General features: G+C 73.3%; 17 protein-coding genes. 15 read left to right on the forward strand and 2 right to left on the reverse strand.

All coding sequences use genetic code 11. The features are described from left to right. The first annotated feature begins 69 nt into the window (after positions 1-69). From ACFY93_RS30655 to ACFY93_RS30715, 13 genes are all read left to right on the forward strand, one after another. Positions 70-1,077 carry a methionine synthase gene (locus ACFY93_RS30655; protein WP_391365039.1) on the forward strand — a complete coding sequence of 336 codons (1,008 nt, stop codon included), beginning with the start codon at positions 70-72 and terminating at the stop codon, positions 1,075-1,077. 15 nt (positions 1,078-1,092) lie between these two features. After that, entirely contained in the window at positions 1,093-3,285 is a 2,193-nt protein-coding gene (gene ligA, locus ACFY93_RS30660) for an NAD-dependent DNA ligase LigA (RefSeq protein ID WP_391365041.1), read from the forward strand. Between the two features lie 269 nt (positions 3,286-3,554). Then, positions 3,555-5,789, forward strand: a complete 2,235-nt coding sequence (locus tag ACFY93_RS30665; RefSeq protein ID WP_391365043.1) for an EAL domain-containing protein — start codon at positions 3,555-3,557, stop codon at positions 5,787-5,789. Between the two features lie 282 nt (positions 5,790-6,071). Then, positions 6,072-6,368 (forward strand): Asp-tRNA(Asn)/Glu-tRNA(Gln) amidotransferase subunit GatC, encoded by a 297-nt coding sequence (gene gatC, locus ACFY93_RS30670; RefSeq protein WP_015036350.1) that lies wholly within the window; start codon positions 6,072-6,074, stop codon positions 6,366-6,368. A gap of 5 nt (positions 6,369-6,373) precedes the next feature. Then, positions 6,374-7,879: an Asp-tRNA(Asn)/Glu-tRNA(Gln) amidotransferase subunit GatA gene (gatA, locus tag ACFY93_RS30675; RefSeq protein ID WP_391365045.1), complete on the forward strand. Its 1,506-nt coding sequence runs from the start codon at positions 6,374-6,376 to the stop codon at positions 7,877-7,879. A gap of 5 nt (positions 7,880-7,884) precedes the next feature. After that, positions 7,885-8,118 (forward strand): hypothetical protein, encoded by a 234-nt coding sequence (locus ACFY93_RS30680; RefSeq protein ID WP_391365098.1) that lies wholly within the window; start codon positions 7,885-7,887, stop codon positions 8,116-8,118. A gap of 15 nt (positions 8,119-8,133) precedes the next feature. After that, complete coding sequence (gatB, locus tag ACFY93_RS30685; RefSeq protein ID WP_391365047.1) at positions 8,134-9,648, forward strand: Asp-tRNA(Asn)/Glu-tRNA(Gln) amidotransferase subunit GatB; 1,515 nt, start codon at positions 8,134-8,136, stop codon at positions 9,646-9,648. 364 nt (positions 9,649-10,012) lie between these two features. Continuing rightward, complete coding sequence (locus tag ACFY93_RS30690) at positions 10,013-12,265, forward strand: MMPL family transporter (RefSeq protein WP_391365049.1); 2,253 nt, start codon at positions 10,013-10,015, stop codon at positions 12,263-12,265. After that, on the forward strand, positions 12,243-12,800 hold the full coding sequence (locus ACFY93_RS30695) for a GNAT family N-acetyltransferase (protein WP_391365051.1): 558 nt from the start codon (positions 12,243-12,245) through the stop codon (positions 12,798-12,800). Before ACFY93_RS30690 ends, ACFY93_RS30695 begins: the two co-directional genes overlap by 23 nt. Positions 12,801-12,894: 94 nt before the next feature. Beyond that, positions 12,895-13,503, forward strand: a complete 609-nt coding sequence (locus tag ACFY93_RS30700; protein WP_391365053.1) for a hypothetical protein — start codon at positions 12,895-12,897, stop codon at positions 13,501-13,503. Positions 13,504-13,646: 143 nt separating this feature from the next. Further along, positions 13,647-13,868 (forward strand): hypothetical protein, encoded by a 222-nt coding sequence (locus ACFY93_RS30705; RefSeq protein ID WP_391365055.1) that lies wholly within the window; start codon positions 13,647-13,649, stop codon positions 13,866-13,868. Between the two features lie 254 nt (positions 13,869-14,122). Continuing rightward, complete coding sequence (locus ACFY93_RS30710; protein ID WP_391365056.1) at positions 14,123-17,176, forward strand: AAA family ATPase; 3,054 nt, start codon at positions 14,123-14,125, stop codon at positions 17,174-17,176. 45 nt (positions 17,177-17,221) lie between these two features. After that, on the forward strand, positions 17,222-17,452 hold the full coding sequence (locus ACFY93_RS30715; protein ID WP_391365100.1) for a DUF6191 domain-containing protein: 231 nt from the start codon (positions 17,222-17,224) through the stop codon (positions 17,450-17,452). A 6-nt stretch (positions 17,453-17,458) separates the two neighbouring features. On the opposite strand, the gene ACFY93_RS30720 is transcribed toward ACFY93_RS30715, so the two are convergent. After that, on the reverse strand, positions 17,459-18,622 hold the full coding sequence (locus ACFY93_RS30720) for a PQQ-dependent sugar dehydrogenase (protein ID WP_391365058.1): 1,164 nt from the start codon (positions 18,620-18,622) through the stop codon (positions 17,459-17,461). A 153-nt stretch (positions 18,623-18,775) separates the two neighbouring features. Continuing rightward, positions 18,776-19,774 carry an aldo/keto reductase gene (locus tag ACFY93_RS30725; RefSeq protein WP_391365060.1) on the reverse strand — a complete coding sequence of 333 codons (999 nt, stop codon included), beginning with the start codon at positions 19,772-19,774 and terminating at the stop codon, positions 18,776-18,778. A gap of 135 nt (positions 19,775-19,909) precedes the next feature. Here ACFY93_RS30725 and ACFY93_RS30730 point away from each other — a divergent pair, with 135 nt between their 5' ends. Together ACFY93_RS30730 and ACFY93_RS30735 are read left to right on the forward strand one after the other, a co-directional pair. Then, entirely contained in the window at positions 19,910-20,851 is a 942-nt protein-coding gene (locus ACFY93_RS30730) for an NAD(P)-dependent oxidoreductase (RefSeq protein ID WP_391365062.1), read from the forward strand. Positions 20,852-21,259: 408 nt separating this feature from the next. Further along, the gene (locus ACFY93_RS30735; RefSeq protein WP_391365064.1) at positions 21,260-24,433 is read left to right on the forward strand and encodes an EAL domain-containing protein; all 3,174 of its coding nucleotides are present in this window, start codon (positions 21,260-21,262) and stop codon (positions 24,431-24,433) included. Positions 24,434-24,442: the final 9 nt, after the last annotated feature.

Raw genomic sequence — 24,442 nt, forward strand, 5'->3', positions numbered from 1 at the left:
CGGCCGCCGGGCCGGCGGCCGGTGCCGGTCCGTGGACCGGGCAGGCGGAGCGTTACGTACGCTTCCGGTGTGAGCGAAAACAGCGTGTTCAGGTTCGGTCCCGCCACCGGGGTCGGGTCCATGCCGGGCGGGGACGCCCGGGAGGCCGTGAAGACGGTCACCGGGTCCTTCGAGGACTTCCCGTATCTGCCCGAACTGCCCGCGCGAGGGCCCGGCGCCGACATGATCGGCCGGACCGCCGGCCTGCTCGTCGAGCTGTACGCGCGCGTGGAGCCCAGCGGCTGGCGGCTCGGCGACCGGCCCGGCCGTGACACCAAGCGGGCCAGGGCCTGGCTCGGCGAGGACCTCGACGCCCTGGAGGAGTTCACCCAGGGCTACGACGGGCCGCTCAAGGTGCAGGCGGTGGGCCCCTGGACCCTGGCCGCCGCCCTCGAACTGCGGAACGGCGAGGCCGCCCTCTCCGACCCCGGTGCCTGCCGCGACCTCGCCGGCTCGCTCGCGGAAGGGCTGCGGGTCCACCTCGACGACGTACGGCGCAGGGTCCCCGGCGCCCACGTCGTGCTCCAGCTCGACGAACCCTCCCTCGTCTCCGTGCTGCGCGGACGGGTGAGGACCGCGAGCGGCTACCGCACCCACCGGGCCGTGGACCGGCAGCTCGTCGAGGCCACCCTGCGCGAGACCGTCGCCGCGCACGCCCACGGGCCGGCCGTCGTCCACTCGTGCGCCCCCGACGTGCCGTTCGCCCTGCTGCGGCGGGCGGGTGCCGCGGGCATCTCCTTCGACTTCTCGCTGCTCACCGAGCGTGACGACGACGCGATCGGGGAAGCAGTGGAAGGGGGCACCCGTCTCTTCGCCGGTGTCGTCCCCGGCACGGACGGCCCGTTGTCGGACCCTGCCGGTAGCGTCATGGGTGTCAGGACGCTGTGGCGCAGGCTGGGGCTGTCTCCGGGACTTCTCACGGAGGCGGTGACCCTCACTCCGGCGTGCGGACTCGCGGGGGCCTCCCCGGAGTACGCGCGGCGGGCGCTCGCCCACTGCGCCCGGGCGGCGAGATCCCTCGCGGACAACCCTGAGTAACGGGAGGACAACACGGTGGTCGGCGAACAGCACACGGAACCCACACCGGTACCCGCCGAGGCACGGGAGCGGCACGCCCAGCTCGCCGAGCAGATCGAGGAGCACCGCTTCCGGTACTACGTGAAGGACCAGCCGGTCGTCAGCGACGCCGAGTTCGACAAGCTCCTGCGCGCCCTCGAAGCGCTCGAGGACGAGTACGCGGAGCTGCGCACCCCCGACTCCCCGACCCAGAAGGTCGCGGGGGCGTACGCGACCGAGTTCACCGCCGTCCAGCACAGGGAGCGCATGCTCTCCCTGGACAACGCCTTCGACGACGCGGAGCTCGCCGCCTGGTCCGACCGAGTCGCCAAGGACGTCGGCGCCTCCGGCTACCACTTCCTGTGCGAGCTCAAGGTCGACGGCCTCGCCGTCAACCTGACGTACGAGCACGGTCGCCTCACGCGCGCGGCGACCCGCGGCGACGGCCGGACCGGCGAGGACATCACGCCCAACGTCCGGACCATCGCGGAGATCCCGGACCGGCTCAGGGGCGACCGCGTCCCGGACCTGGTGGAGATCCGCGGCGAGGTCTTCTTCCCGATGGAGCGGTTCGAGGAGCTGAACGCCCGTCTGCTGGAGGGCGGCGACAAGCCCTTCGCCAACCCGCGCAACGCGGCGGCGGGTTCGCTGCGCCAGAAGGACCCCCGCGTCACCGCGACCCGCCCCCTGCACATGGTCGTGCACGGCATCGGCGCCCGCGAGGGCTTCGACATCGACCGGCTCTCCCACGCGTACGACCTGCTGCGCGAGTGGGGCCTGCCGACCGCCAGGCACAACAGGGTGGTCGACGGACTCGACGGCGTACGGGAGTTCATCGCGCACTTCGGCGAGCACCGCCACTCCGTGGAGCACGAGATCGACGGAGTGGTCGTCAAGCTCGACGAGATCCGCCTCCAGGGCCGCCTCGGTTCCACGGCCCGCGCCCCGCGCTGGGCCATCGCCTGGAAGTACGCCCCGGAGGAGGTCAACACCAAGCTCGTCGACATCAAGGTCGGTGTCGGCCGCACCGGCCGTGTCACGCCGTACGCCCAGGTGGAGCCGGTCACCGTCGCCGGATCCGAGGTCGAGTTCGCCACCCTGCACAACCAGGAGGTCGTGAAGGCCAAGGGCGTCCTCATCGGCGACACGGTCGTGCTGCGCAAGGCGGGCGACGTGATCCCGGAGATCCTCGGCCCGGTCGTCGACCTGCGGGACGGCGGCGAGCGGGAGTTCGTGATGCCGGCCGAGTGCCCGGAGTGCGGGACGCCGCTCAAGGCGATGAAGGAGGGCGACATCGACCTGCGCTGCCCCAACGCCCGTACCTGCCCCGCCCAGCTGAGAGAGCGCGTCTCCTACCTCGCGGGCCGCGAGAGCCTGGACATCGAGCACTTCGGCAACGTCGCGGCGGCGGCCCTGACCCGTCCGCTGGAGCCGGCCGACCCGCCGCTCGTCGACGAGGGCGACCTCTTCGGCCTCACCGTGGAACAGCTGCTGCCCATCAAGGCGTACGTCCTCGACCCGGACAGCGGTCTGCCCAAGCGTGACCCGAAGACCGGTGAGGAGAAGGTCGTCACGGTCTTCGCCAACCAGAAGGGCGAGCCGAAGAAGAACACCCTCGCGCTGCTGGAGCACATCGAGCAGGCGAAGACCCGGCCGCTCGCCCGCTTCATCAACGGCCTCTCGATCCGGCACGTCGGACCCGTGGCCGCCGAGGCGCTGGCCCGCGAGTTCCGGTCGCTGGACCGGATCGAGCAGGCGACGGAGGCGGAGCTGGCCGCGGTCGACGGGGTCGGCGACATCATCGCGGCCTCCCTGAAGCGGTGGTTCGCCGAGGAGTGGCACCGCGAGATCCTGCGGAAGTGGAAGGCCGCCGGCGTCCGGCTGGAGGACGAGGGCGCCGGCGAGGACGAGGGACCCCGGCCGCTCGCGGGTCTCGTGGTCGTCGTCACCGGGACCCTCGAACACCACACGCGGGACGGCGCGAAGGAGGCCCTGCAGAGCCGCGGAGCGAAGGTGACCGGATCCGTCTCGAAGAAGACGTCCTTCGTGGTGGTCGGTGACAACCCGGGCTCGAAATATGACAAGGCCGTGCAGCTGAAGGTGCCCGTCCTGGACGAGGACGGCTTCGCGGTCCTGCTGGAACAGGGACCCGAGGCGGCGGCGGAAGTCGCCCTGCCGGGAGCGGAGTAGCGGGATGAGCGGTTGAACACGCCCCGATCGGCGCATACCAGATGCATACGGGAGGCCGGGTCGCATTCGGGCAACCGTGGACGACGGCTGCCCGAGGACGCCTTCCGCGGCCTACTGTTGAGATGTGCGCCGGCCGTGCCCAGCCGCGGCCGGGGCACTCCCCGCTCATCAGCAGTCCGGGGAACGGTTTTTGGACGCGGCGCCGCCCGCAGTTGTCGCAGGCACCGGGCCGCGTGGTGTGGGCACCGCCGGCCGTGAGAGGGACGGGAATGGAACCGACCGAGAGCGCCGCCCCGGACTCACGGCTGCCCCTGCGCCGGATACCGGGCGTGTGGTGGAGCGGCCTGAGGCCCACCCGTCCCGCGGCTCCCCTCGGCTCGGACGGTCCCGGCCCCCGCCGCCTCACCGCCGAGCCCGGCCCGGGGACACGGGAACTGGAGCGCGAACGGCTCGCTTCCTGGCCCGCGTTGCCCGCGGCCGTCGTCGCCACCGCCGGTGCCGTCCTCGGCGCCGGGCTGTACCGGGCCTTCGGCGGCCACCACGCCCTCTTCCCGTCCGGCGGGGCCGGCTGGTCGCTGGCCTTACTCACCGGCATCATCGTGGGCCATCTGGTCGCCCTCGGCCGCGCCCGCTGGTGGGGCGGCACGGGCTCCGGCGCCGCGCTCGCCCTTGCCGTCCTGCTGCTGTACGGCTGGGTGCCCGCCGGAATGGTCAGCCTCACCGTCGTCGTCCTGGTCGGCGTCGCCCGCCGGGGCCGCTGGCGCCAGGGCGTGCTGCACGGCGCGGTGGACATACTCGGCATCGGCGCCGGGGCGCTGGTGCTGGCCGCGTTCGGCTCGGGCCCCTCGGTCGAGACGCCGTGGGACCCGCGGACCTGGTCGTTCGTCGCCGTACCCGAGGTGGTACTGGTGGCAGGCGCCTATCTCGCCGTGACCCGCGCGCTCCTGTGGTACCTCCACGCGCCCCGCAAGCCCGGTCTGCCGACCGTCGCCCGTACGGCCCTGGTCCGGCACGGTCTCGTCGCGCTCGCGCTGCTCGGGATCGCGCCGCTGATCTGTGTGGTCGCGGTCGCCCTGCCGGCGCTGCTGCCGCTGTTCTCCATCCCGCTGATCGCCCTCGACTCCACCCTGTGGATAGCCAGGGCCCGCGCGGAGGAGCAGCTGCGGGACCCGCTGACGGGCCTGCCCAACCGGCAGTGGCTGCTGGAGCGCACCTGGGCGGCCCTGGACGACGCCGAGCGTGTCGGTGCGCGTTCCGCCCTGATGCTGATCGACCTCGACCGGTTTCGTTCGGTCAATGACACGCTGGGGCATCTCGCGGGGGACCGGCTTCTCCTGCAGATCGCCGACCGGCTGCGGCTCGCCCTGCCGCGCGGAGCGGAGGCCGCGCGGCTCGGGGGCGACGAGTTCGCCGTCCTGCTCCCCGTCGCCGACTCCACGACGTCGGCCACCCGGGTCGCCCGGGGCCTGGTCACCGCCCTCGGCTCACCGCTCGACCTGGACGGCCTCACCCTCGTACTGGAGGCCAGCGCGGGACTCGCCGTCTTCCCCGACCACGCGCTCGACGCGGAGGGGCTGCTGCGCCGGGCGGACGTGGCGATGTACCAGGCGAAGCGGGACCGCACGGGCGTCGAGGTGTACGAGTCCAAGCGGGACTCCAACACGCCCGACCGGCTCGGTCTCCTCGGCGACCTGCGCCGCGCCCTCGACGCGGGCGACGTGGAGCTGCACTACCAGCCGAAGGTCCGCTTCGACGGGCACGTGGCGGGACTCGAGGCGCTGGTCCGCTGGGTGCATCCCGAGCGAGGGAAGGTTCCGCCGGACGAGTTCATCGCCATCGCCGAGTCGTCCGGGCTGATGCCCCACCTCACCGAGTACGTGCTGGAGACGGCGCTCGCCCAGGTCGCCCGGTGGCGGGCGCAGGGCCTGTTCGTGCCGGTCGCGGTCAACGTCTCCCCGCGTGACGTCCACACGCCCGGCTTCGCGGGGTCGGTCGCCGCGCGGCTGGCCCGGCACGGCGTCCCGCCGGGCTCCCTCCAGCTGGAGATCACCGAGCATGTGCTGCTGGAGGACCCGCAGCGGGCCGCCGACACCCTCGCCGGCCTGACCGGGCACGGCGTGAAGATGTCGCTGGACGACTTCGGCACCGGGTACTCGTCGCTGGTCCATCTGCGCCGGCTGCCCGTCAGCGAGCTGAAGATCGACCGTTCCTTCGTCGCCCGGCTCGCCGTCGACACCGAGGACGCGGAGATCGTCCGCTGCACCGTCGACCTCGCCCACTCCCTCGGGCTGCTGGTCGTCGCCGAGGGCGTCGAGGACGACGAGACCTGGGAGCGTCTGCGGGACCTCGGCTGCGACGCGGTCCAGGGGTGGCTGGTCGCCGCCGCCATGCCCCCGGACGAGACCACGGCCTGGCTCCGCGCCCGCGGCTCCCGGGGCTGGCAGCGCCCCGCCGCGGCCCTCCCGGCCGCCACCGCGGACGACCCGGGCCACGTCATCAACTGACCCCGCGCGGGCGCCACCGCGCTCCCGTCCGGCCTATCCCCTGCGGCCGTCCCCGCCCCGTCCCCACCGCGCTCCCGCGAGGTTTCCCGCCGCATCCGCGCGGCCCTGTCCCCGCCCCGGCGCCACCGCGCTCCCGAATGGTTCGCGCCCTCCCCGGCGCCACCGCGCTCCCGCGTCCCGCGGTCCGAGCGCCGCCGTCCGGGAAACCCGTGCGCGGGCATCCGCGGCGGAGCCATAGGATTGGGGGTCACACCACACGCACTCACCCCAGAGGATCGCTGCATGCCTGGCATCACGCGCGAGGAGGTCGCCCACCTCGCACGGCTGGCGCGTCTGGAGCTGAAGGGCGAAGAGCTCGACCACTTCGCAGGCCAGCTCGACGACATCATCGGCGCGGTCGCCCGCGTCAGCGAGGTCGCCGACCAAGACGTACCGCCGACCTCTCACCCGCTGCCGCTGACGAACGTCATGCGCGCGGACGAGGTCCGTCCGTCGCTCACCCCCGAGCAGGCGCTCTCCGGCGCCCCGGCCCAGGAGCAGCAGCGTTTCAAGGTGCCGCAGATCCTGGGGGAGGACTAACCACCATGACGGACACCAACGTCACCATCATCAGGCTGACCGCCGCCGAGACCGCCGAGAAGATCGCGTCCGGCGAGCTCACCGCCGTCGAGGTCACCGAGGCCCACCTGGCCCGGATCGACGCCGTCGACGAGAAGGTGCACGCCTTCCTGCACGTGGACCGCGAGGGCGCCCTGGCGCAGGCCCGCGCCGTCGACGCCAAGCGGGAGGCCGGAGAGAAGCTCGGCCCGCTCGCCGGCGTGCCGCTCGCGCTCAAGGACATCTTCACCACCGAGGGCGTCCCGACCACGGTCGGCTCCAAGATCCTCGAGGGCTGGATCCCGCCGTACGACGCGACGCTCACCAAGCGGCTGAAGGCCGCCGGCGTCGTCATCCTCGGCAAGACCAACATGGACGAGTTCGCCATGGGGTCCTCCACCGAGAACAGCGCCTACGGCCCGACCGGCAACCCCTGGGACCTCACCCGGATCCCCGGCGGCTCCGGCGGCGGCTCGTCCGCCGCGCTGGCCTCCTTCCAGGCCCCGCTGGCCATCGGCACGGACACCGGCGGTTCCATCCGCCAGCCCGCCGCCGTCACCGGCACGGTCGGCGTCAAGCCCACGTACGGCGGCGTCTCCCGCTACGGCATGGTGGCCTTCTCCTCCTCCCTCGACCAGGGCGGCCCCTGCGCCCGTACGGTCCTGGACGCGGCCCTGCTGCACGAGGTCATCGCCGGGCACGACCCGCTGGACTCCACGTCCATCGACGCCCCGGTCCCGCCGGTCGTCGAGGCCGCCCGCAACGGCAGCGTGGACGGGATGCGCGTCGGCGTCGTCAAGCAATTCCGCGGCGAGGGCTACCAGGCCGGTGTCGTCCAGCGCTTCGACGAGTCCGTCGCCCTGCTCAAGGAGCTGGGCGCGGAGATCGTCGAGCTGGACTGCCCCTCGTTCGACCTCGCCCTTTCGGCGTACTACCTGATCGCGCCGTCCGAGTGCTCCTCGAACCTCGCCCGGTTCGACGCCATGCGCTACGGCCTGCGCGTCGGCGACGACGGCTCGCACTCCGCCGAAGAGGTCACCGCCCTCACCCGTGAGGCCGGTTTCGGCGACGAGGTCAAGCGCCGCGTCATGCTCGGCACGTACGCGCTCAGCTCCGGCTACTACGACGCGTACTACGGCAGCGCCCAGAAGGTCCGCACGCTGATCACGCGCGACTTCGAGAAGGCGTTCGAGCAGGTCGACGTGATCGTGTCGCCGACCACGCCCACCACCGCCTTCCCGATCGGCGAGCGCGCCGACGACCCGATGGCGATGTACCTGGCCGACCTGTGCACCATCCCGACCAACCTCGCGGGCAACGCGGCCATGTCGCTGCCCTGCGGTCTCGCCCCGGAGGACAACCTCCCGGTCGGGCTCCAGATCATCGCCCCGGCGATGAAGGACGACCGGCTGTACAAGGTCGGAGCCGCCGTCGAGGCCGCCTTCGTGGAAAAGTGGGGTCACCCGCTGATCGAGGAGGCTCCGTCGCTGTGAGTGCCATGGCAAAGAAGGCCAAGAACTTCAAGAAGTCGAAGACCGGGCTGTACGTCTCGCTGGGCAGCACCGCGTTCGGTGCGATCAGCGTCGCCAAGCAGGCCAGGCTGGCCCGCTCGGACGGCGACATGCTGAGGCTCGTCGACGCCGCCGTGTCGGCCGCCGCCATCGTCACCGGCCTGGCCATCCTCTACCGCGAGCTGAAGCGCCTGGGCGACGACGACGTCCTGTTGGGCTGAGAGGGAAGTTTCACCGTGACCACCACGACCGACCTGGTGTCGTACGAGGACGCACTCGCGTCGTACGACCCCGTCATGGGCCTCGAGGTCCATGTCGAACTCGGCACCAGGACGAAGATGTTCTGCGGCTGTTCGACCGAGCTGGGCGCCGAGCCCAACTCGCAGACCTGCCCGACCTGCCTCGGCATGCCCGGCTCGCTCCCGGTCGTCAACGCGACCGGCGTCGAGTCGGCCGTGAAGATCGGTCTCGCGCTGCACTGCGAGATCGCCGAGTGGTGCCGCTTCGCCCGGAAGAACTACTTCTATCCGGACATGCCGAAGAACTTCCAGACCTCCCAGTACGACGAGCCGATCGCCTACAACGGCTATCTGGACGTCCAGCTGGAGGACGGCGAGGTCTTCCGCGTGGAGATCGAGCGCGCCCACATGGAGGAGGACACCGGCAAGTCGACGCACGTCGGCGGCGCCACCGGCCGTATCCACGGCGCGTCCCACTCCCTGCTCGACTACAACCGCGCGGGCATCCCGCTCATCGAGATCGTCACCAAGCCGATCGAGGGCGCGGGCGAGCGCGCCCCCGAGGTCGCGAAGGCGTACGTCGCCGAGCTGCGCGAGCTCATCAAGGCGCTCGGCGTCTCCGAGGCCCGCATGGAGATGGGCCAGATGCGCTGCGACGTGAACCTGTCGCTGCGCCCGCACGGCCGGGAGAAGTTCGGCACCCGCAGCGAGACCAAGAACGTCAACTCGCTGCGCTCCGTCGAACGCGCCGCCCGCTTCGAGATCCAGCGGCACGCCGCCGTGCTCAACGACGGCGGCACGATCATCCAGGAGACCCGCCACTTCCACGAGGACACCGGGTCCACGACCTCGGGCCGCGTGAAGGAGGAGGCCGAGGACTACCGGTACTTCCCGGAGCCCGACCTGGTTCCCGTCGCTCCCTCACGGGAGTGGGTCGAAGAGCTGCGCGCCGGGCTGCCCGAGCAGCCGCTGGCCCGCCGCAACCGGCTGCGCGAGGAGTGGGGAGTGAACGCCCACGACATGCAGTCGATGCTCAACGCCGGTGCCATCGACCCGATCGTCGCCACGATCGAGGCCGGTGCCGACGCCGCGTCCGCGCGCAAGTGGTGGATGGGCGAACTGGCCCGCAGCGCGAACGAGTCGGGCACGTCCCTGGACGCGCTCCCGATCACGCCGGAGCAGGTCGCCCGGGTCGCCGCGCTGGTCACCGCCGGTGAGCTCAACGACAAGCTCGCCCGTCAGGTCATCGAGGGCGTGCTCGCCGGCGAGGGAACCCCGGACGAGGTCGTCGACAAGCGCGGCCTCAAGGTCGTCTCCGACGAAGGTGCGCTGACCACCGCCGTCGACGAGGCCATCGCGGGCAACCCCGGCATCGCCGACAAGATCCGCGGCGGCAAGGTCCAGGCGGCCGGAGCGCTCGTCGGCGCGGTCATGAAGGCCACCCGGGGCCAGGCCGACGCGGCCCGCGTCAAGGAACTGATCCTCGAGAAGCTGGGCGTCGGCGAGGGCTGAGCCCCCGCCTCCGGCGCCCGCCGCACGTCCCCAGGGGGACGCATCGTGACCGATGCGTCCCCCTGGGCGTGTCCACCGTCCCCGTAGGCGCGTCCACCGGCCGCACCCGGGAGAAGCCCTTCCCTTCGCGTGACCCGTGGCCTGTTGTGAGGTGTGCCGCGGTCGCGGCCCGCCGATGGGGCCGCCCCTGTCCTATTCCTGTGAGTAACCCCACGAACTGGACAAAGGATCATTTCCAGGTGAAACAGTGGGCGCGGCATGGTTCATGCCCTCTTTGCGGGTTGTTCGGTCTTTGCGGGTTTTTCGGTGCGAACTCCGGCTGTTCCCGGTCAAAGATCCACGAAGTGACTCAGGGAGCATGTCCGTGGCCGCCCTCGCCCGCTGGTGTGTACGACACCGCCTCGCCGTCGTTCTGCTGTGGCTGCTCGCCCTCGGCGGCGTGAGCGCCGGCGCGGCCGTCGCGGGCACCGCCTACTCGAACGACTACGACGCCCCCGGAACCGAGTCGGGCCGCGCCACCCAGCTCCTGCGGGCCGGTTTCCCGGCCCTGTCCGGCGACAGCGACACCGTCGTCTGGCACAGCACCCCCGGCACCGTGCGCGCCGCCGACGTCGAGCAGACGATGACCCGGACCCTGGACCGGATCGCCCGGCTGCCCGGCGTCGCCTCGGTGGTGAGCCCCTACCAGGGGGACGGCCACTCCGGCCGCGTCAGCGGCGACGGACGCACGGCGTACGCCACGGTCACCTTCGAGGACCGCCTGGAGAGCATCGACCCGGACCTGGCCGGGACCGTCGTGGACGAGGCGAAGGCGGCCGAGACCGACGGGCTCCAGGTGGAGCTGGGCGGCAGCGCCATCGCGCTGGCCGAGCCGGCGGGCGGCCACACCGCCGAGATCGTCGGCGTGATCGTCGCCGCGGTCGTCCTCTTCCTCGCCTTCGGCTCGCTCGCCGCCTCTCTGCTGCCGATCGCGACCGCCCTGGTCGGCGTCGGCACGGCGTACGCCGGGATCGTGCTGCTCGGCCACGCCATGTCCGTCGCCGACTTCGCCCCCATGCTCGGCATGCTGATCGGCCTCGGCGTCGGCATCGACTACGCCCTGTTCATCGTCACGCGGCACCGCAGATCGCTCAAGCGCGCGATGCCGGTGCCGGACGCGGCGCGCGAGGCCGTCGCCACCACCGGCCGGGCCGTCGTCTTCGCGGGAGCGACGGTCTGCATCGCCCTGCTCGGCATGCTCGTCCTCCGGCTCGGCTTCCTCAACGGCGTCGCGGTGGCCGCCTGCCTCACCGTGCTCCTGACCGTCGCGGCCTCCGTGACCCTGCTGCCCGCGCTGCTCTCCTTCATCGGCCCGCGCGCCCTCAGCCGCCGCGAACGGCGCCGGCTGGACGAGCGGGGGCCCGAACCGGAGCTGCCGACCGGCCTCGCCGCCCGCTGGTCCGCCTTCGTCGAGCGGCACCCCAAGCTGCTCGGCGCCGTCGCCGTGGTGGTCATGGCCGTCCTCGCGCTGCCCGCCTTCTCGCTCCACCTCGGCACCTCCGACCAGGGCAACGACCCCGGTACGACGACCACCCGGCGGGCCTACGACCTCCTCGCGGACGGTTTCGGCCCCGGCGTGAACGGGCCGCTGACCCTCGTCACGGAGGTCACGAGCGCCGGGGACCGGCTCGCGCTCGACAACCTGGACGCCACCCTGCGCACCGCCGGGGGAGTCGCCGCCGTGACCCCGGTGACGTACGACTCCGGCGGCGGCATCGGCTACCTCACCGTGGTCCCGGAGTCCTCCCCGCAGTCCCGCACGACCAGCGACCTGGTGGACCGGCTGCGCGAGGAGGTGCTCCCGCGCGCCGAGGCGGGCACCTCCCTCGATCTGCAGGTCGGCGGTGTGACGGCGAACTACGACGACTTCGCGGACGTCATCGTCGGGAAGCTGCCGCCCTTCGTCGGCGTCGTCATCGGCCTCGGCTGCCTGCTGCTCCTGCTCGCCTTCCGATCCGTCGGCATCCCCGTGAAGGCCGCCGTCATGAACGTCGCCGCGGTCGCCGCCGCCTTCGGCGTCGTCGTGGTCGTCTTCCAGTGGGGCCACGGGAGCGAACTCCTCGGCCTCGGCAGAGCGGGACCGATCGAGCCGTTCCTGCCCGTCATCATGGTCTCGGTGCTCTTCGGGCTCTCCATGGACTACCAGGTCTTCCTGGTCAGCCGGATGTACGAGGAGTGGCTGGAGACCGGCGACAACCGGCGGGCCGTCCGGGTCGGCCTGGCCGAGACCAGCCGCGTGATCAACTCCGCGGCGGTCATCATGATCTCCGTCTTTCTCGCCTTCGTGCTGAGCGGCGACCGGGTCGTCGCCATGTTCGGCATCGCGCTCGCCGCGGCCGTCGCCCTGGACGCGTTCGTCCTGCGGACCCTGCTGGTCCCCGCGCTCATGCATCTGCTCGGCGGCGCCAACTGGTGGCTGCCGCGCCGCCTCGACCGCCTGCTTCCGCACCTCAGCATCGAACCGCCCCGGCCGCCCGCCGATCGTGCGACGATTCCCGGGCCGCGCGACGTCCCGGACGCGCTGGTGGACGTACTCACGAAGGAGCGGCAGCGCGATGTACGCGATATCCCTGGGTGACGACGGCGCCGAACTGCGTCCCCTGGAGCCCTGGCACGCCGAGGAACTGTTCGCGCACATCGACCGGGCCCGGGATTTCATCGGCCGGTACGTCGCGCTCGCCTCCGTCATCACGGACGTCGACGCCGCGCGCACGTTCCTCCAGTCCTACGCCGACAGGCGCGCCGCCGACTCGGGCAGCCTGCACGGGCTGTGGCTGGACGGAAAGCTCGTCGGCGGCCTGCTCTTCCGCGTCTTCGACGCCACCGCCGGGAACTGCGAGGCAGGCTGCTGGCTGGAGCCCTCGGCGTCCGGGCGGGGCCTCGTCACCCGGGGGATGCGCCCGCTGCTCGAATGGGCCTTCGACGAGCGGGGCATCCACCGCGTCGAATGGATCGCCTCGACGGAGAACGAGCCGAGCGTCAACGTCGCGCGGCGGCTGGGGATGACCCGTGAGGGGGTCCTGCGGGAGCACTACCTGTACCGGGGCGAGCGCCAGGACATGGAGGTCTGGTCGCTGCTCGCACCGGAGTGGCGGGCCGCGCGCGCGGAGTAGGTCCGGTCACCGTCCACGCGCGCGTGGGCATCGTCACCCGCGGACACAGCGGTCGTTAAGCAACCTCTCAGAGTCCGTCCGTACCGTGCCGGGCATGGGAACCAAGACTGTGGACGAGGCCGGACCCGAGACCGGCACCGAGGCGAAGAGCGACGGAGAGACCGTGGACGTCACCAAGGCCGGACCGGAGACCAAGGCCGGACCGGAGACCGGGGCCGGACCGGACACCGGGGCCGGAACGCAGGACGGGACGGGCGAGGGCGCGGACACCGCGGTCACCGCCGAGGAGGAGGCGGCCGCCTCCGCGAACACCGGGGTCGGCCAGGGTGCCGCCGCCGTCGTCTCCGCCGGACTCGGCGTCGTCTCGCTCACCGGCAGCTGGGTCGGCACCGTGGCCGCGGCGCGCGAGACCCTCGTCGGCCAGCTGAGGACCTCGTCGTCGGCGAGCGTCGCCACCCAGGTCAAGGAGGTCTACGGGAACGCCTGGCAGGTCACCGCGCTCGTCGGCGGCCTCTTCGCGCTCGCCGCCCTCGCCGTCGGCGTCGTGGTGCTGGTCAGGCCCGCCTTCGGGGAGCCCGGCAGGCCGCAGGCCGCCTGGATCAAGTCGGCCGCCTGGGCGGGCGTCTCGCTCGGCGTCGTGGGACTGCTGCTCGCCGTCGCCAAGTACTCCGACTTCCTGCTCGGACTGCCCTCCGCGAGCTGACACGCACCCGTGTCTGAGGGGCCTTAGACCCGGCGCACGCCGTCCGCGCCGTGCCTAAGGCCCCTCGCGCACGCCAAGATGCGGCACTCTCCCGATGTGGCGCACCCCCCTCACGGACGAAGGTTGAGTCATCGCACCGAGCGATGCGGGAACCGAGTACCGACGAGGGGTACGAGATGTTCGAGTACGAGATCCAGCAGATGCGTGCCGCCGAGATGATCCGCGCGGCGGACGACTACCGGCTCGCCCGCGAGGCCGTCCGCGGCCGTCGGGCCGCCCGGCGCGCCTCCGGCGAGAACGACGGCGCGGAGGGGCGGATGCATACGCGCCACCCCCGCCGGCACCGGTTCGCCCGCGCCGCGTGAGCGGCGGGCCGCCCCGGGGCGGCGGCCTCGCACCGCGCGAGGACGCCGGCACGGGGCCGGACGGAGGCGACCGTACGGGGGTCGGTCGCACCCAGGGGGCGGCGGCTTCCCCGCCGACAGGGAAGCGCGCCCGGCAGGCCGCGGTTCCGCCGGCACCCGAGGGTGCCGGCGGAACCGCGGCTTCCGGCGTTTCCGGGGGCGGGCCACGTGCCCACCGGGCGATAACCGGTGCCGCGGTGTCAGACCCCTGTGCGATGCTCAGCGGTGTGGAGACCAGGTCCGTGAGCCCGGTGTTCGTCGGTAGGACCGACGAACTCGTCGCACTGAACGACGCGCTCGCCCGCGCCGACGCCGGAGAACCGCAGGCATTGCTCCTCGGCGGCGAGGCGGGCGTCGGCAAGACCCGGCTGATCGAGGAGTTCGCGGGCGCCGCCTGCCGCGCCGGCGCCGTCGTCGCGCTCGGCGGCTGTGTCGAGATCGGCGCCGACGGCCTGCCCTTCGCCCCGTTCTCCACCGCCCTGCGCGCCCTGCGCCGCGCACTGCCGGCCGAGGTCGCCGCAGCGGCCGCCGGACAGGAGGAGGAACTGGCCCGGCTGCTGCCCGAGCTCGGCGACACGGCCGCCGCACGGCGGTACGACGACGAGGGCATGGCCCGGCTGTTCGAGCTGACCGCCCGCCTCCTGGAGCGCATCGCCACCGACCGCACCGTCGTCGTCGCCCTGGAGGACCTGCACTGGGCGGACGCCTCCACCCGCCATCTGCTGGCCTACCTCTTCCGCACCCTGCGCAGCGGCCGCCTCGTCGTCGTCGCCACCTACCGCGCCGACGACATCCACCGCCGCCACCCCCTGCGCCCCCTGCTCGCCGAACTGGACCGGCTGCGCACCGTCCGCCGCCTCGAACTCGCCCGCTTCAACCGGGTCGAGGTCGGCCGGCAGATCGCCGGGATCCTCGCCCAGAAACCCGACCCGGCCCAGGTCGACGCCATCTTCGAACGCTCCGACGGCAACGCGTTCTTCGTCGAGGAACTCGCCGTCGCCGCCCACGAGGGCTGCAACACGGGCCTCACCGACTCCCTGCGCGACCTGCTGCTCGTCCGCGTCGAGAAACTGCCCGAAGGCTCCCAGCGGGTCTGCCGCATCGTCGCCGAAGGCGGCTCCACCGTCGAGTACCGGCTGCTGGCCGCCGTCGGCAGGCTCGCCGAGGACGACCTGATCGAGGCACTGCGGGCCGCGGTCGGCGCCAACATCCTGCTCGCCGCCCCCGACGGTGAGGGCTACCGCTTCCGCCACTCCCTGGTCCGCGAGGCCGTCAGCGACGATCTGCTGCCCGGTGAGCGCTCCCGCCTCAACCGCCGCTACGCCGAGGCGCTGGAGGCCGACCCGGCGCTCGTGCCCGCCGACGTGCGCGCCACCCGCCTGGCCAGCTACTGGTACCACGCGCACGACGCCGCCAAGGCCCTGCCCGCCGTCCTGGACGCCTCCGTGGAGGCCCGCCGCCGGCACGCCTACTCCGAGCAACTGCGGCTGCTGGAGCGGGCGATGGAGCTGTGGGACGTCGCCCCCGACGCCGTGCGGGCGGAGTTGCGCCCCGTCGACTACACCGAGGTCTACCCTCCCAGCGGCTGCGACCCCGCGACCACACCGCTGGGCTACCTGGACCTGATGGCGGAGGCGGCCGTCGCGGGCCGCCTCTGCGGCGAGCGCGAGCGCGCCCTGAAGATCACCAAACGGGCGCTGCGCCTCCTCGAGGAGGCGCACGACCCCCAGCGCGCCGCCTGGTTCTGGGTGCAGCGCTCACGGCTGGTCCAGGCGATGGCCCGGGGGAACGGCTGGAAGGAACTCGGCACCGCCCAGGACCTGGTGCGCGGGCTGCCCCCGTCCCAGGTGCACGCCGAGGTGCTCGCCATGGTCGCCGGCTGGTCGATGTGCCACGAGCCGGGCCCCGACGCCTTCCTCGACGCCGAGCGCGCCGTCGAGTACGCGCGGATGCTGGGCGCCGACGAGATCGAGCTCAACGCCCGGCTGACCCTGGGCAATTTGATGGTCGACGCCGGAGACGTCGAGGCCGGACTCGCCCAGATGTACGAGGTCAGGGACCGGGTGGTCGAGCGGGGGCTGACCGCGGTCGTCGGCCGCAGCCATGTGAACCTGCCGTCCAGCCTGGAGGGCGTCGGCCGCTCCCGCCAGTCGGCCGACGTCCTGCGCGAGGGCATCCGGATGACCCGCACCATGGGCCTGCCGGAGTCCGAGGCATGGATGTGGGTGAACCTCTCCGAGTCGCTCTACTCCCTCGGCCGCTGGGACGAGGCCGTCGAAGCCGCGACGAACGCCGGCACCACCAGCCACAGCGCCAAGCCGCGCGGCGGCGGTGCCACCCGCCGCGCCCATGTCGCCCTGGCCCGCGGCGACATGGCCGAAGCGGCCCGCCAACTGGCCGCCGCCCGCGGCCACTACGGCAGCCACGACCCGATGCCCCAGCACAACCTGCCGCTCGGGCGCATCGCCATCGGTGTCGCCGCGGGAGAGGGCCGGCTCCTCGACGCCCGCGCCGAACTGGACCGCGCCCTGAGCGCCGGCTTCCCTCCCGGCACCCAGCGCTACGGCTGGCCCCTGCTGCTCGCCGCCGTCAGGGCGGAGGCCGACGCCCGCGGCCTGCCCGTCGCCGGACCCGGCCGCGCCGAGGTCCTGCACCGGATCCGTACGGCCGCGAAGTCGCTGGCCACCGGTGCCCCCGTCTGGCAGGCACACCACGCCTGGGTCCAAGGGGAACTCGCCCGTGCCGACGGTGTCAGCGACCCGGAGGCCTGGACCGGGGTGGTCACGGCCTTCGAGGCGCTGGAGCGCCCCTACGACCTCGCCCGGGTCCGCCACCGGCTGGCCGAGTCCCTGCTCGACGCGGGCGCCGACGACGACCGGGCCCGCGCCACCGAGCTGCTGCGTCTGGCCGCCGCCGTCGCCGGCCACCTCGGCGCGCGGCCGCTGGAAGAGTCCGTCGCGGAGCTCGCCCAGCGCGCCCGCCTCCCCCTGGGGCACGGCCCCGGGCGGTCCGCCCCGGCCCCCGGGGATCCGGTGGAGGCCCTCGGACTGACCAGCCGCGAGCGCGACGTCCTGCGGCTCGTCGCCGCCGGCCGCACCAACCGCCGGATAGCCGAGGAACTGTTCATCTCCCCGAAGACGGCGAGCGTCCACGTGTCGAACATCCTCGCCAAGCTCGACGTCTCCGGCCGGGGCGAGGCGGCGGCCCTGGCGCACCGGCTCGGACTGTTCCCCTCCTCCCCGCCGTCCGCCGCCCGGACGACGGGCTGAGCCGTACGCTGGACGGACCCCCGCCGAGGAGGCGCCGTGTTCAACATGTTCGAGGAGCTTTTCGCACCGGGCCGCAAGCACACCGAGGACGAGCGCAACCGCCTGGAGACGACCCGGGAGGACACCGGGGACAACGACCCGGGCCGGGGGCCGATAGACCTGTCCTCCGGCAAGGTCGTCGTACGCCGTCCGGCGCGGCCCGCCCCGGGCTCGGCCACCGGCGACGGCACCGGCACGGACACCGGCACCGCCGACGGGAGCGAGGACGGGGCCTGAGCCCGGCTACCGGACCTTCAGCTCCAGGACCCTGTCGTCGCCCCCGCCCGGCGAACCGCGGCCGTCCGTCTCGCTGGTGACCAGCCAGAGCCGGTCGCCGCCGGCCGCGACCACCGTGCGCAGCCGGCCGTACTTCCCCTTCAGGAACGCCTGCGGAGCGGCCGACACCTCGGTGCCCTTCAGCGGGACGCGCCACAGCCGCTGCCCGCGCAGCCCCGCCATCCAGACGGACCCCTCGGCGTAGGCGATGCCGCTGGGGGAGGCCTCGTCCGTGTGCCACTGGGCGACGGGATCGTGATACCTCGCCTCGCCGGCCTTGCCCTCGGCCTCCGGCCAGCCGTAGTTGTCGCCGGGCTTGATCGCGTTCAGCTCGTCCCAGGTGTCCTGGCCGAACTCGGAGGCCCACAGCCGCTGCTTGCCGTCCCAGGCGAGCCCCTGGACGTTGCGGTGGCCGTACGAGTAGACCACCGAGTCGCCGAACGGATTGCCCGGGGCCGGCTCGCCCTCCGGAGTCATCCGCAGGATCTTGCCGCCCAGCGCCTTCTTGTCCTGGGCCTTGCCCCGGTCACCGGTCTCGCCCGCCCCCGCGTACAGCATCCCGTCGGGGCCGAACGCGATCCGCCCGCCGTTGTGGATCACCCCCTTGGGGATGCCCTTGAAGACGGTGTCCGGCGCGCCGAGCTGCTCGCCGGCCGGCTTCTTCTCGTCGTACAGCACACGGACGACGCGGTTGTCCGACGCCGTGGTGAGGTACGCGTAGACCAGGTGGTCCGAGGCGTAGCCGGGGGAGAGGGCCAGGCCCAGCAGGCCGCCCTCGCCCTCCGGTGCCACCCCCGGCACCTCGCCGGCCTCCGTCTTCTTCCCGGTCTTCCCGTCGACCCGGGTGACGGTCCCCTCGTCCCGCGAGGACACCAGCAGGTCGCCGTCGGGCAGCGGGGCGAGGCCCCAGGGCGACTTGAGGCCGTCGGCGACCGTACGGACCACCTTCACCGAGCCCTTGTCGGGCGGCGCCTGTTCACCGGGACCGCGGGAGGACGGCGCCCCGGTCCCCGTACGGTCCGGGGACGCGCTCCCGGAGGCGGCCGGCTTCTCCCCGTCGCCGGAGGAGCAGCCGGCCGTCAGCAGCAGCGCGGCCGTGGCCAACGCGGCCGTCACAGCATGACGTTGCACGATCAAGGTCCCTTCGACGCGGCGGTTCCCCTGTTCTTACACCGCCCGCGCCTTCGGCGTTCCCGAACCCGTGAGCCCGAACCGCGCGTCGCCGCGCGCCAGGGGGTGCCCGACACGCTCCCGCGGCGTCACGGTGCTGTGTCAGACACCCCCCTAGTCCCACGACCCCTGCGCGGGCGGAAGCGCCGCCACCTCGGCGAGGTCCCGTTCCGTCAGCCGCAGCCCCGCCGCGCCCGCGTTCTCGGCCACCCAGCGCTCCCGCTTGGCACCCGGCACCGGCACCACGTGCCGCCCCTGCGCCAGTACCCACGCCAGAGCGACCTGGGCGGGCGTGACACCGTCGCCGTGCCGCCGCGCTATGCGCCGCAGCCCCACCACGATCGGCTGGTTCGCGGCCATCATCTCGGCGGTGAAGCGTGGGTGCCGGGCCCGCAGGTCGTCCGGTTCGAAGCCCTCACCGGGGGTCAGGGTGCCGCTCAGGAAGCCGTTGCCGAGCGGCATCGCCGCCAGGAGACCCACCCCGCGCGTCTCGCACCAGGGCAGCAGCGCGTCCAGCGCCTCCGTCGACCACACCGACAGCTCCGCCTGCACCGCGCCGACCGGGAAGACCTGCTGCACCCGCTCCAGCTGCCGGATCGTTCCGTCGTGCAGCCGCGCCCCCGCGCGACGCCCGGCGCGCGCCCCCACCGCGCACAGGCCGAGCGCCCGTACCTTGCCCGCCGAGACGAGTTCCGCCATGGCGCCCCAGGTCTCCTCGACCGGCACCTCGGGGTCGGCCCGGTGCAGCTGGTAGAGGTCGATGACGTCGGTCTGCAGCCTGCGCAGCGAGGCGTCGCACGCCCGCTTCACATAGCCGGGGCGCCCGTTGGCCACGATGTGCTGCTCGCCCACCAGCAGACCGGCCTTCGTCGACACGAAGGCCTCGGACCGCCGCTCCTTCAACGCCCGCCCCACCAGCAGCTCATTGGTGAACGGGCCGTACATGTCGGCCGTGTCGAGCAGCGTCACGCCCCGGTCCAGGGCCGCGTGCACCGCGCGCAGCGACTCCTCGCCCCGCTGCCGTGAACCGGTGTAGGCCCAGCTCATCGGCATGCATCCGAGTCCGACCGCCCCCACCTCGAGCGCCGCCGCGCCGATCGTCCTGCGCTCCACCTGGCCGCATCCTCCCTTTCCCGCCGACCGGCCCGAGGCCTCTCGTCCGTTCGGGCCGGCTCGCGGGGCCCGGCACCGGCCCGAACGAATGACCCTAACCTCTGGCCTCCCGGTGTCTGGCATAGCCTCCTGACCATGACTTCCGACGTGTGGCTCCCGCTCCGTGCCGACGACATAGACGGTCTCCCGGAAGGGCTCGAGTACCGCTTCTGGGACGGCGGCCAGGAGTTCCCCGCAGACCCGGCCGACTGTGTGTTCTACGTGGTCCCCTACATGAGGCCGCCGGGCGTCGCGCACCGTCCGCTGGCCCGCATGACCTCGGTCCGGGTCGTGCAGACCCTCTCCGCCGGCGTCGACCACGTCCAGTCGGGCCTCGGGGTGCTGCACCCGGGCGTGCGGCTGTGCAACGCGCGGGGAGTGCACGAGGCGAGCACCGCCGAACTCACCCTGGCGCTGATCCTCGCCTCGCTGCGGGGCGTCCCCGGCTTCGTGCGCGACCAGGACCGGGGGGAGTGGAGGTCCGGGTTCCATCCGGCGCTGGCCGACAAGTCCGTGCTGATCGTCGGGTACGGGTCGATCGGGTCCGCGGTGGAGGACCGGCTCGTTCCGTTCGAGCTCGCGCGGGTGGTGCGCGTCGCGCGCTCCGCCCGCACCACGGAGCGCGGGCCGGTGCATCCGCTCACCGATCTGCCCGCCCTGCTCCCCGAGGCCGACGTCGTCGTGCTCACCACACCCCTCACCGACGCCACCCGCGGCCTGGTGAACGCCGACTTCCTGGCCCGGATGAAGGACGGCGCGCTGCTGGTCAACGTGGCCCGCGGCCCCGTCGTCGACACCAAGGCCCTGATCACCGAGCTGGAGAGCGGCCGGATCACCGCGGCCCTCGACGTCACCGACCCCGAACCCCTGCCCCGCGAGCACCCGTTGTGGCGCGCGCCGGGGGTACTGATCACGCCGCACGTGGGCGGTCCGACCTCGGCGTTCCTGCCGCGCGCCAAGCGGCTCCTGGCCGCGCAGCTGCGCCGTTTCGCGAGCGGGGAGCCGCTGGACAACGTGGTGTTCACCACCGGCGCGTAACGCCTGCCCCCCTTGGCCCCGGCCGTCCCGGGCACCCGATGGACCGGCGCCGGGTACCCTCCGCAGCACTCCGTACGCGGACCGTACCCGCATATGCGCTGATCGTTACGGAGCGTAGAGAGACTATGTCCCTGAGTGACGAGACTGGTGTATCGTCCCGACAGGGGTTGCGCCGTGCACCGAGCGGCGCCGGGGACGCACCAGCAGACTGCGAGGGGGGCGACGGGCGATGCACGGCCTTTGGACGAACGATCCGACGCGGCGGGGCCGCCGACGGCGACCCCCGTGTCCGGCCGCGCCGGGACGCGGCCACCACGGCCACTCCGGCCCTCCGGGTGACAACAGCCCCGAGCGGCCCGAGCGTTCGCACCAGAGGGAGCCGGGGGCGCCGCGGACCGGGGAGGACCGGTGAACTCCCGCCCGTCTCCCGCCGCCACCCTCAACCGGGCCCTGCGGGCGCAGTCCTTCACCGGGGTGCTGCTGCCCCGCCCCCGCGTGTCCGGCGCGGCGACGGACCTCCGCGCGCAGCTCGTCCTCGCCCTGGCATGCGCGGGCTATGCCGTCGGCGCCGCGTTCGGCTGGGGCTCGCAGACCCTCGCCCTGGTGATGGGCGACTTCGGACTGAGCGCCGCGGCCGGCGCCGCGGCCGTCTCCTGCTTCCGGTGCGCCCGCAGCCGCCGCAGCCAGTTCCGGCCCGCCTGGCTGCTGTTCGCGCTCTCCTCCGCGATGGCCTCTCTGGGGAACCTGGTCTGGGGCTGGTACGAGGTCGTGCTCGGCCGGCCCGTGCCCAACCCGAGCTATGCGGACCTGTTCTTCCTCTGCTTCGCGCCGCCCGCCATCGTCGGCCTCCTGGTGCTCGCCAAGAGGCCCGTGACCAGGGCCCGCTGGGTCTGCCTGGGGCTGGACGCCTGGCTGATCGGCGGCTCGCTGCTGACGCTCTCCTGGAGTCTCGCGCTCGCCCAGGCGGCGAAGTTCGACGGACCGAGCGTCGCGCACACCGCGCTCTCCCTCGCGTACCCGCTGCTCGACATCGCGCTGGTCAGCATGGTGCTCGCCCTGCACCTGCGGCGCTCGTCGGTGAACCGGTCAGCGGTGAACACCGCGATCGGCGCCCTCGCCCTGACCGTGATGTGCGACGCCCTGTTCACCTCGCCCCTCCTGCACGACACCTACCGCTCCGGCCAGCTCCTCGACGCGGGCTGGTTCGCCGGCTCCCTGCTGCTCGCGTACGCGCCCTGGGTCGGCGCCCGGGGCGAGACGGACGAGGGCGGGCACAGCCGCGTACCGGACGGGCACACGCGCGTGGTCCACGAGCACATCCCCGGACAGCGGCCGGACGGTCCGCGCCGCACGGGAACCGCGCGCCCGCCCCTCCCGGACGGCGGCCCCGGCCGGGACCGCCGGCCCGACGAGGGGCACGGCCGGGACCCGGCCGCCCGGCCCATCGCCGGATCACTGGCCGCGCTCACGCCCTATCTGGCCGCCGCCGTCTGCACCCTGGGCATCCTGTACAACGTCCTCAACGGCCGCCGCGTCGACCGCGTGGTCCTGATCACCGCCTGCACGGTCGTCCTCGCCCTCGTGGTGCGCCAGGGCATCATGCTCCTCGACAACCTCACGCTCACCCAGGAGCTGGCGCAGGCGGAGAACCACTTCCGTTCCCTGGTGCAGGGTTCGAGCGACGTCATCATGATCGCCGCCCCCAGCGGCATCCTCCGGTACGTGAGCCCCGCCGCCGCCGGCGTCTACGGCCGCGACGCCGAGGAACTGGTCGGCTCCGAGCTCGCCTCGCTGATCCACCCCGAGGACCTCGGTCACGTGGTGCACGAGGTGCGGCGGTTCCTGGCCGCCGACCCCGCGGACGAGCCCACCACCCGGATCGAGTGCCGCTTCAGGTCCGGCGGCGGGGGCGCCTCCCGCCCGTGGGGGTCGGCCCGCCCGGGCGAGGCCGGGAGAGGGGGAGGAGCCGGGAGCGGGGAAGAATGGCTCAACGTCGAGTCGACCGTCAACCGCCATCACGGCGGCCTCATCTTCAACAGCCGGGACGTCACCGAACGGGTGCGCCTGCAGGCGCAGCTCCAGCACAACGCCGAGCACGACCCGCTCACCGACCTGCCCAACCGGGCGCTGTTCACCCGGCGGGTCGGGCAGGCGCTCTCCGGGCGCCGCGCGTCCGACCGCGGCACCGCGGTGCTCTTCATCGACCTGGACGGCTTCAAGGGGGTCAACGACACCATCGGCCACCAGGCGGGCGACGAGCTGCTCGTCCAGGCCGCCCGCAGACTCCGCGACGCGGTGCGCCACGGGGACACCGCCTCACGCCTGGGCGGCGACGAGTTCGCGGCCCTCATCGTCGGTGACGGCACCCGCGACCGCACCGCGCGCCAGCGCCACATCCTGGAGCTCGCCGACCGGCTGCGCCTGACGCTCTCCCAGCCGTACGCCATCGACGGCAACGGTGTCCGCGTCGCCGCCTCCATCGGCGTCGCCTTCGCCGAGCCCGGTCTCGGCGCCGGTGAGCTGCTGCGCAACGCGGACCTCGCGATGTACCGGGCCAAGGCCGCGGGCAAGGACCGCGTCGAGCTGTACGCGCCGCAGATGCAGCAGGACGTCGTCCGCAAGGCCCAGCTCGCGACCCGGCTGCGCGCCGCCCTGCACGACGGCGAGTTCGCGCTGCTGCACCAGCCCGTCGTCTGCCTGGAGAGCGGCAGGATCAGCTCGGTCACCGCCCAGGCCCGCTGGCGCTCCTCCCAGGGGGTGCTCTTCACCCCGGCCGAGTTCCTGCGGGTGGCCGAGGGCGGCGACCGCACCGCCGAGCTCGGCCGCTGGGTGCTGGAGGAGGCCGTCGAGCAGGCCGCGGAGCGCGCGGCCGCCGGACTGAGCGCGCCCGTCGTCGTCAGGACGAGCGCGCACGCCCTGCTGGACCGCTCGCTGCCCCTCGGCTCCGTCGAGGCCCTGCTGACCCGGCACGGCCTCGCCTCGGGCGCCCTGGTGATCGAGCTGTCCGACGCCGACCCCCGGGTCTGCCTGGACGAGCTGGAGCGCCGGCTGAACGCGCTGCGCAGACTGGGGGTCCGGGTCGCCCTCGACGGCTTCGGCAGCGGGTTCGCGGCCATCACCGCCCTGCGCAGACTGCCCGTCGACGTCCTGAAACTGGACAGAGGCCTGGTCGAGGGCGTCGTCGAGTCCGCCCGGCTGCACAAGATCACCAACGGGCTGCTGCGGATCGCCACCGATCTCGGACTCCAGTCCATGGCCGACGGAGTGGACCTTCCCGAGCAGGTCATAGCCCTGCGCGCGATGGGCTGCACGCACGGTCAGGGCATGGCGTTCTCCGGACCGCTCGACGAGTACCGGCTGCGCCGCGCGCTGTCCGCGGGCGGATACCCGGTGCCGCACGGACCCGTCGAACCGGCGTTCGCCGGCAGCGCGGCGGGCGGCGGACCGGGCGGGGTCGTGGGCGGCCAGTCGGCGGGCGGAGCGGCCGGGGGAGCGGGTGTCTTTACCAGAGGTGTGCCCGTCGTGCTCGGTGGTGGTACGGCATTGCGCTCACATGATGAGACTCCCGTCCCACCTACTTGACAGTCGGTG

Source organism: Streptomyces sp. NPDC008313 (genome assembly GCF_042956125.1).
Lineage (GTDB): Bacteria > Actinomycetota > Actinomycetes > Streptomycetales > Streptomycetaceae > Streptomyces.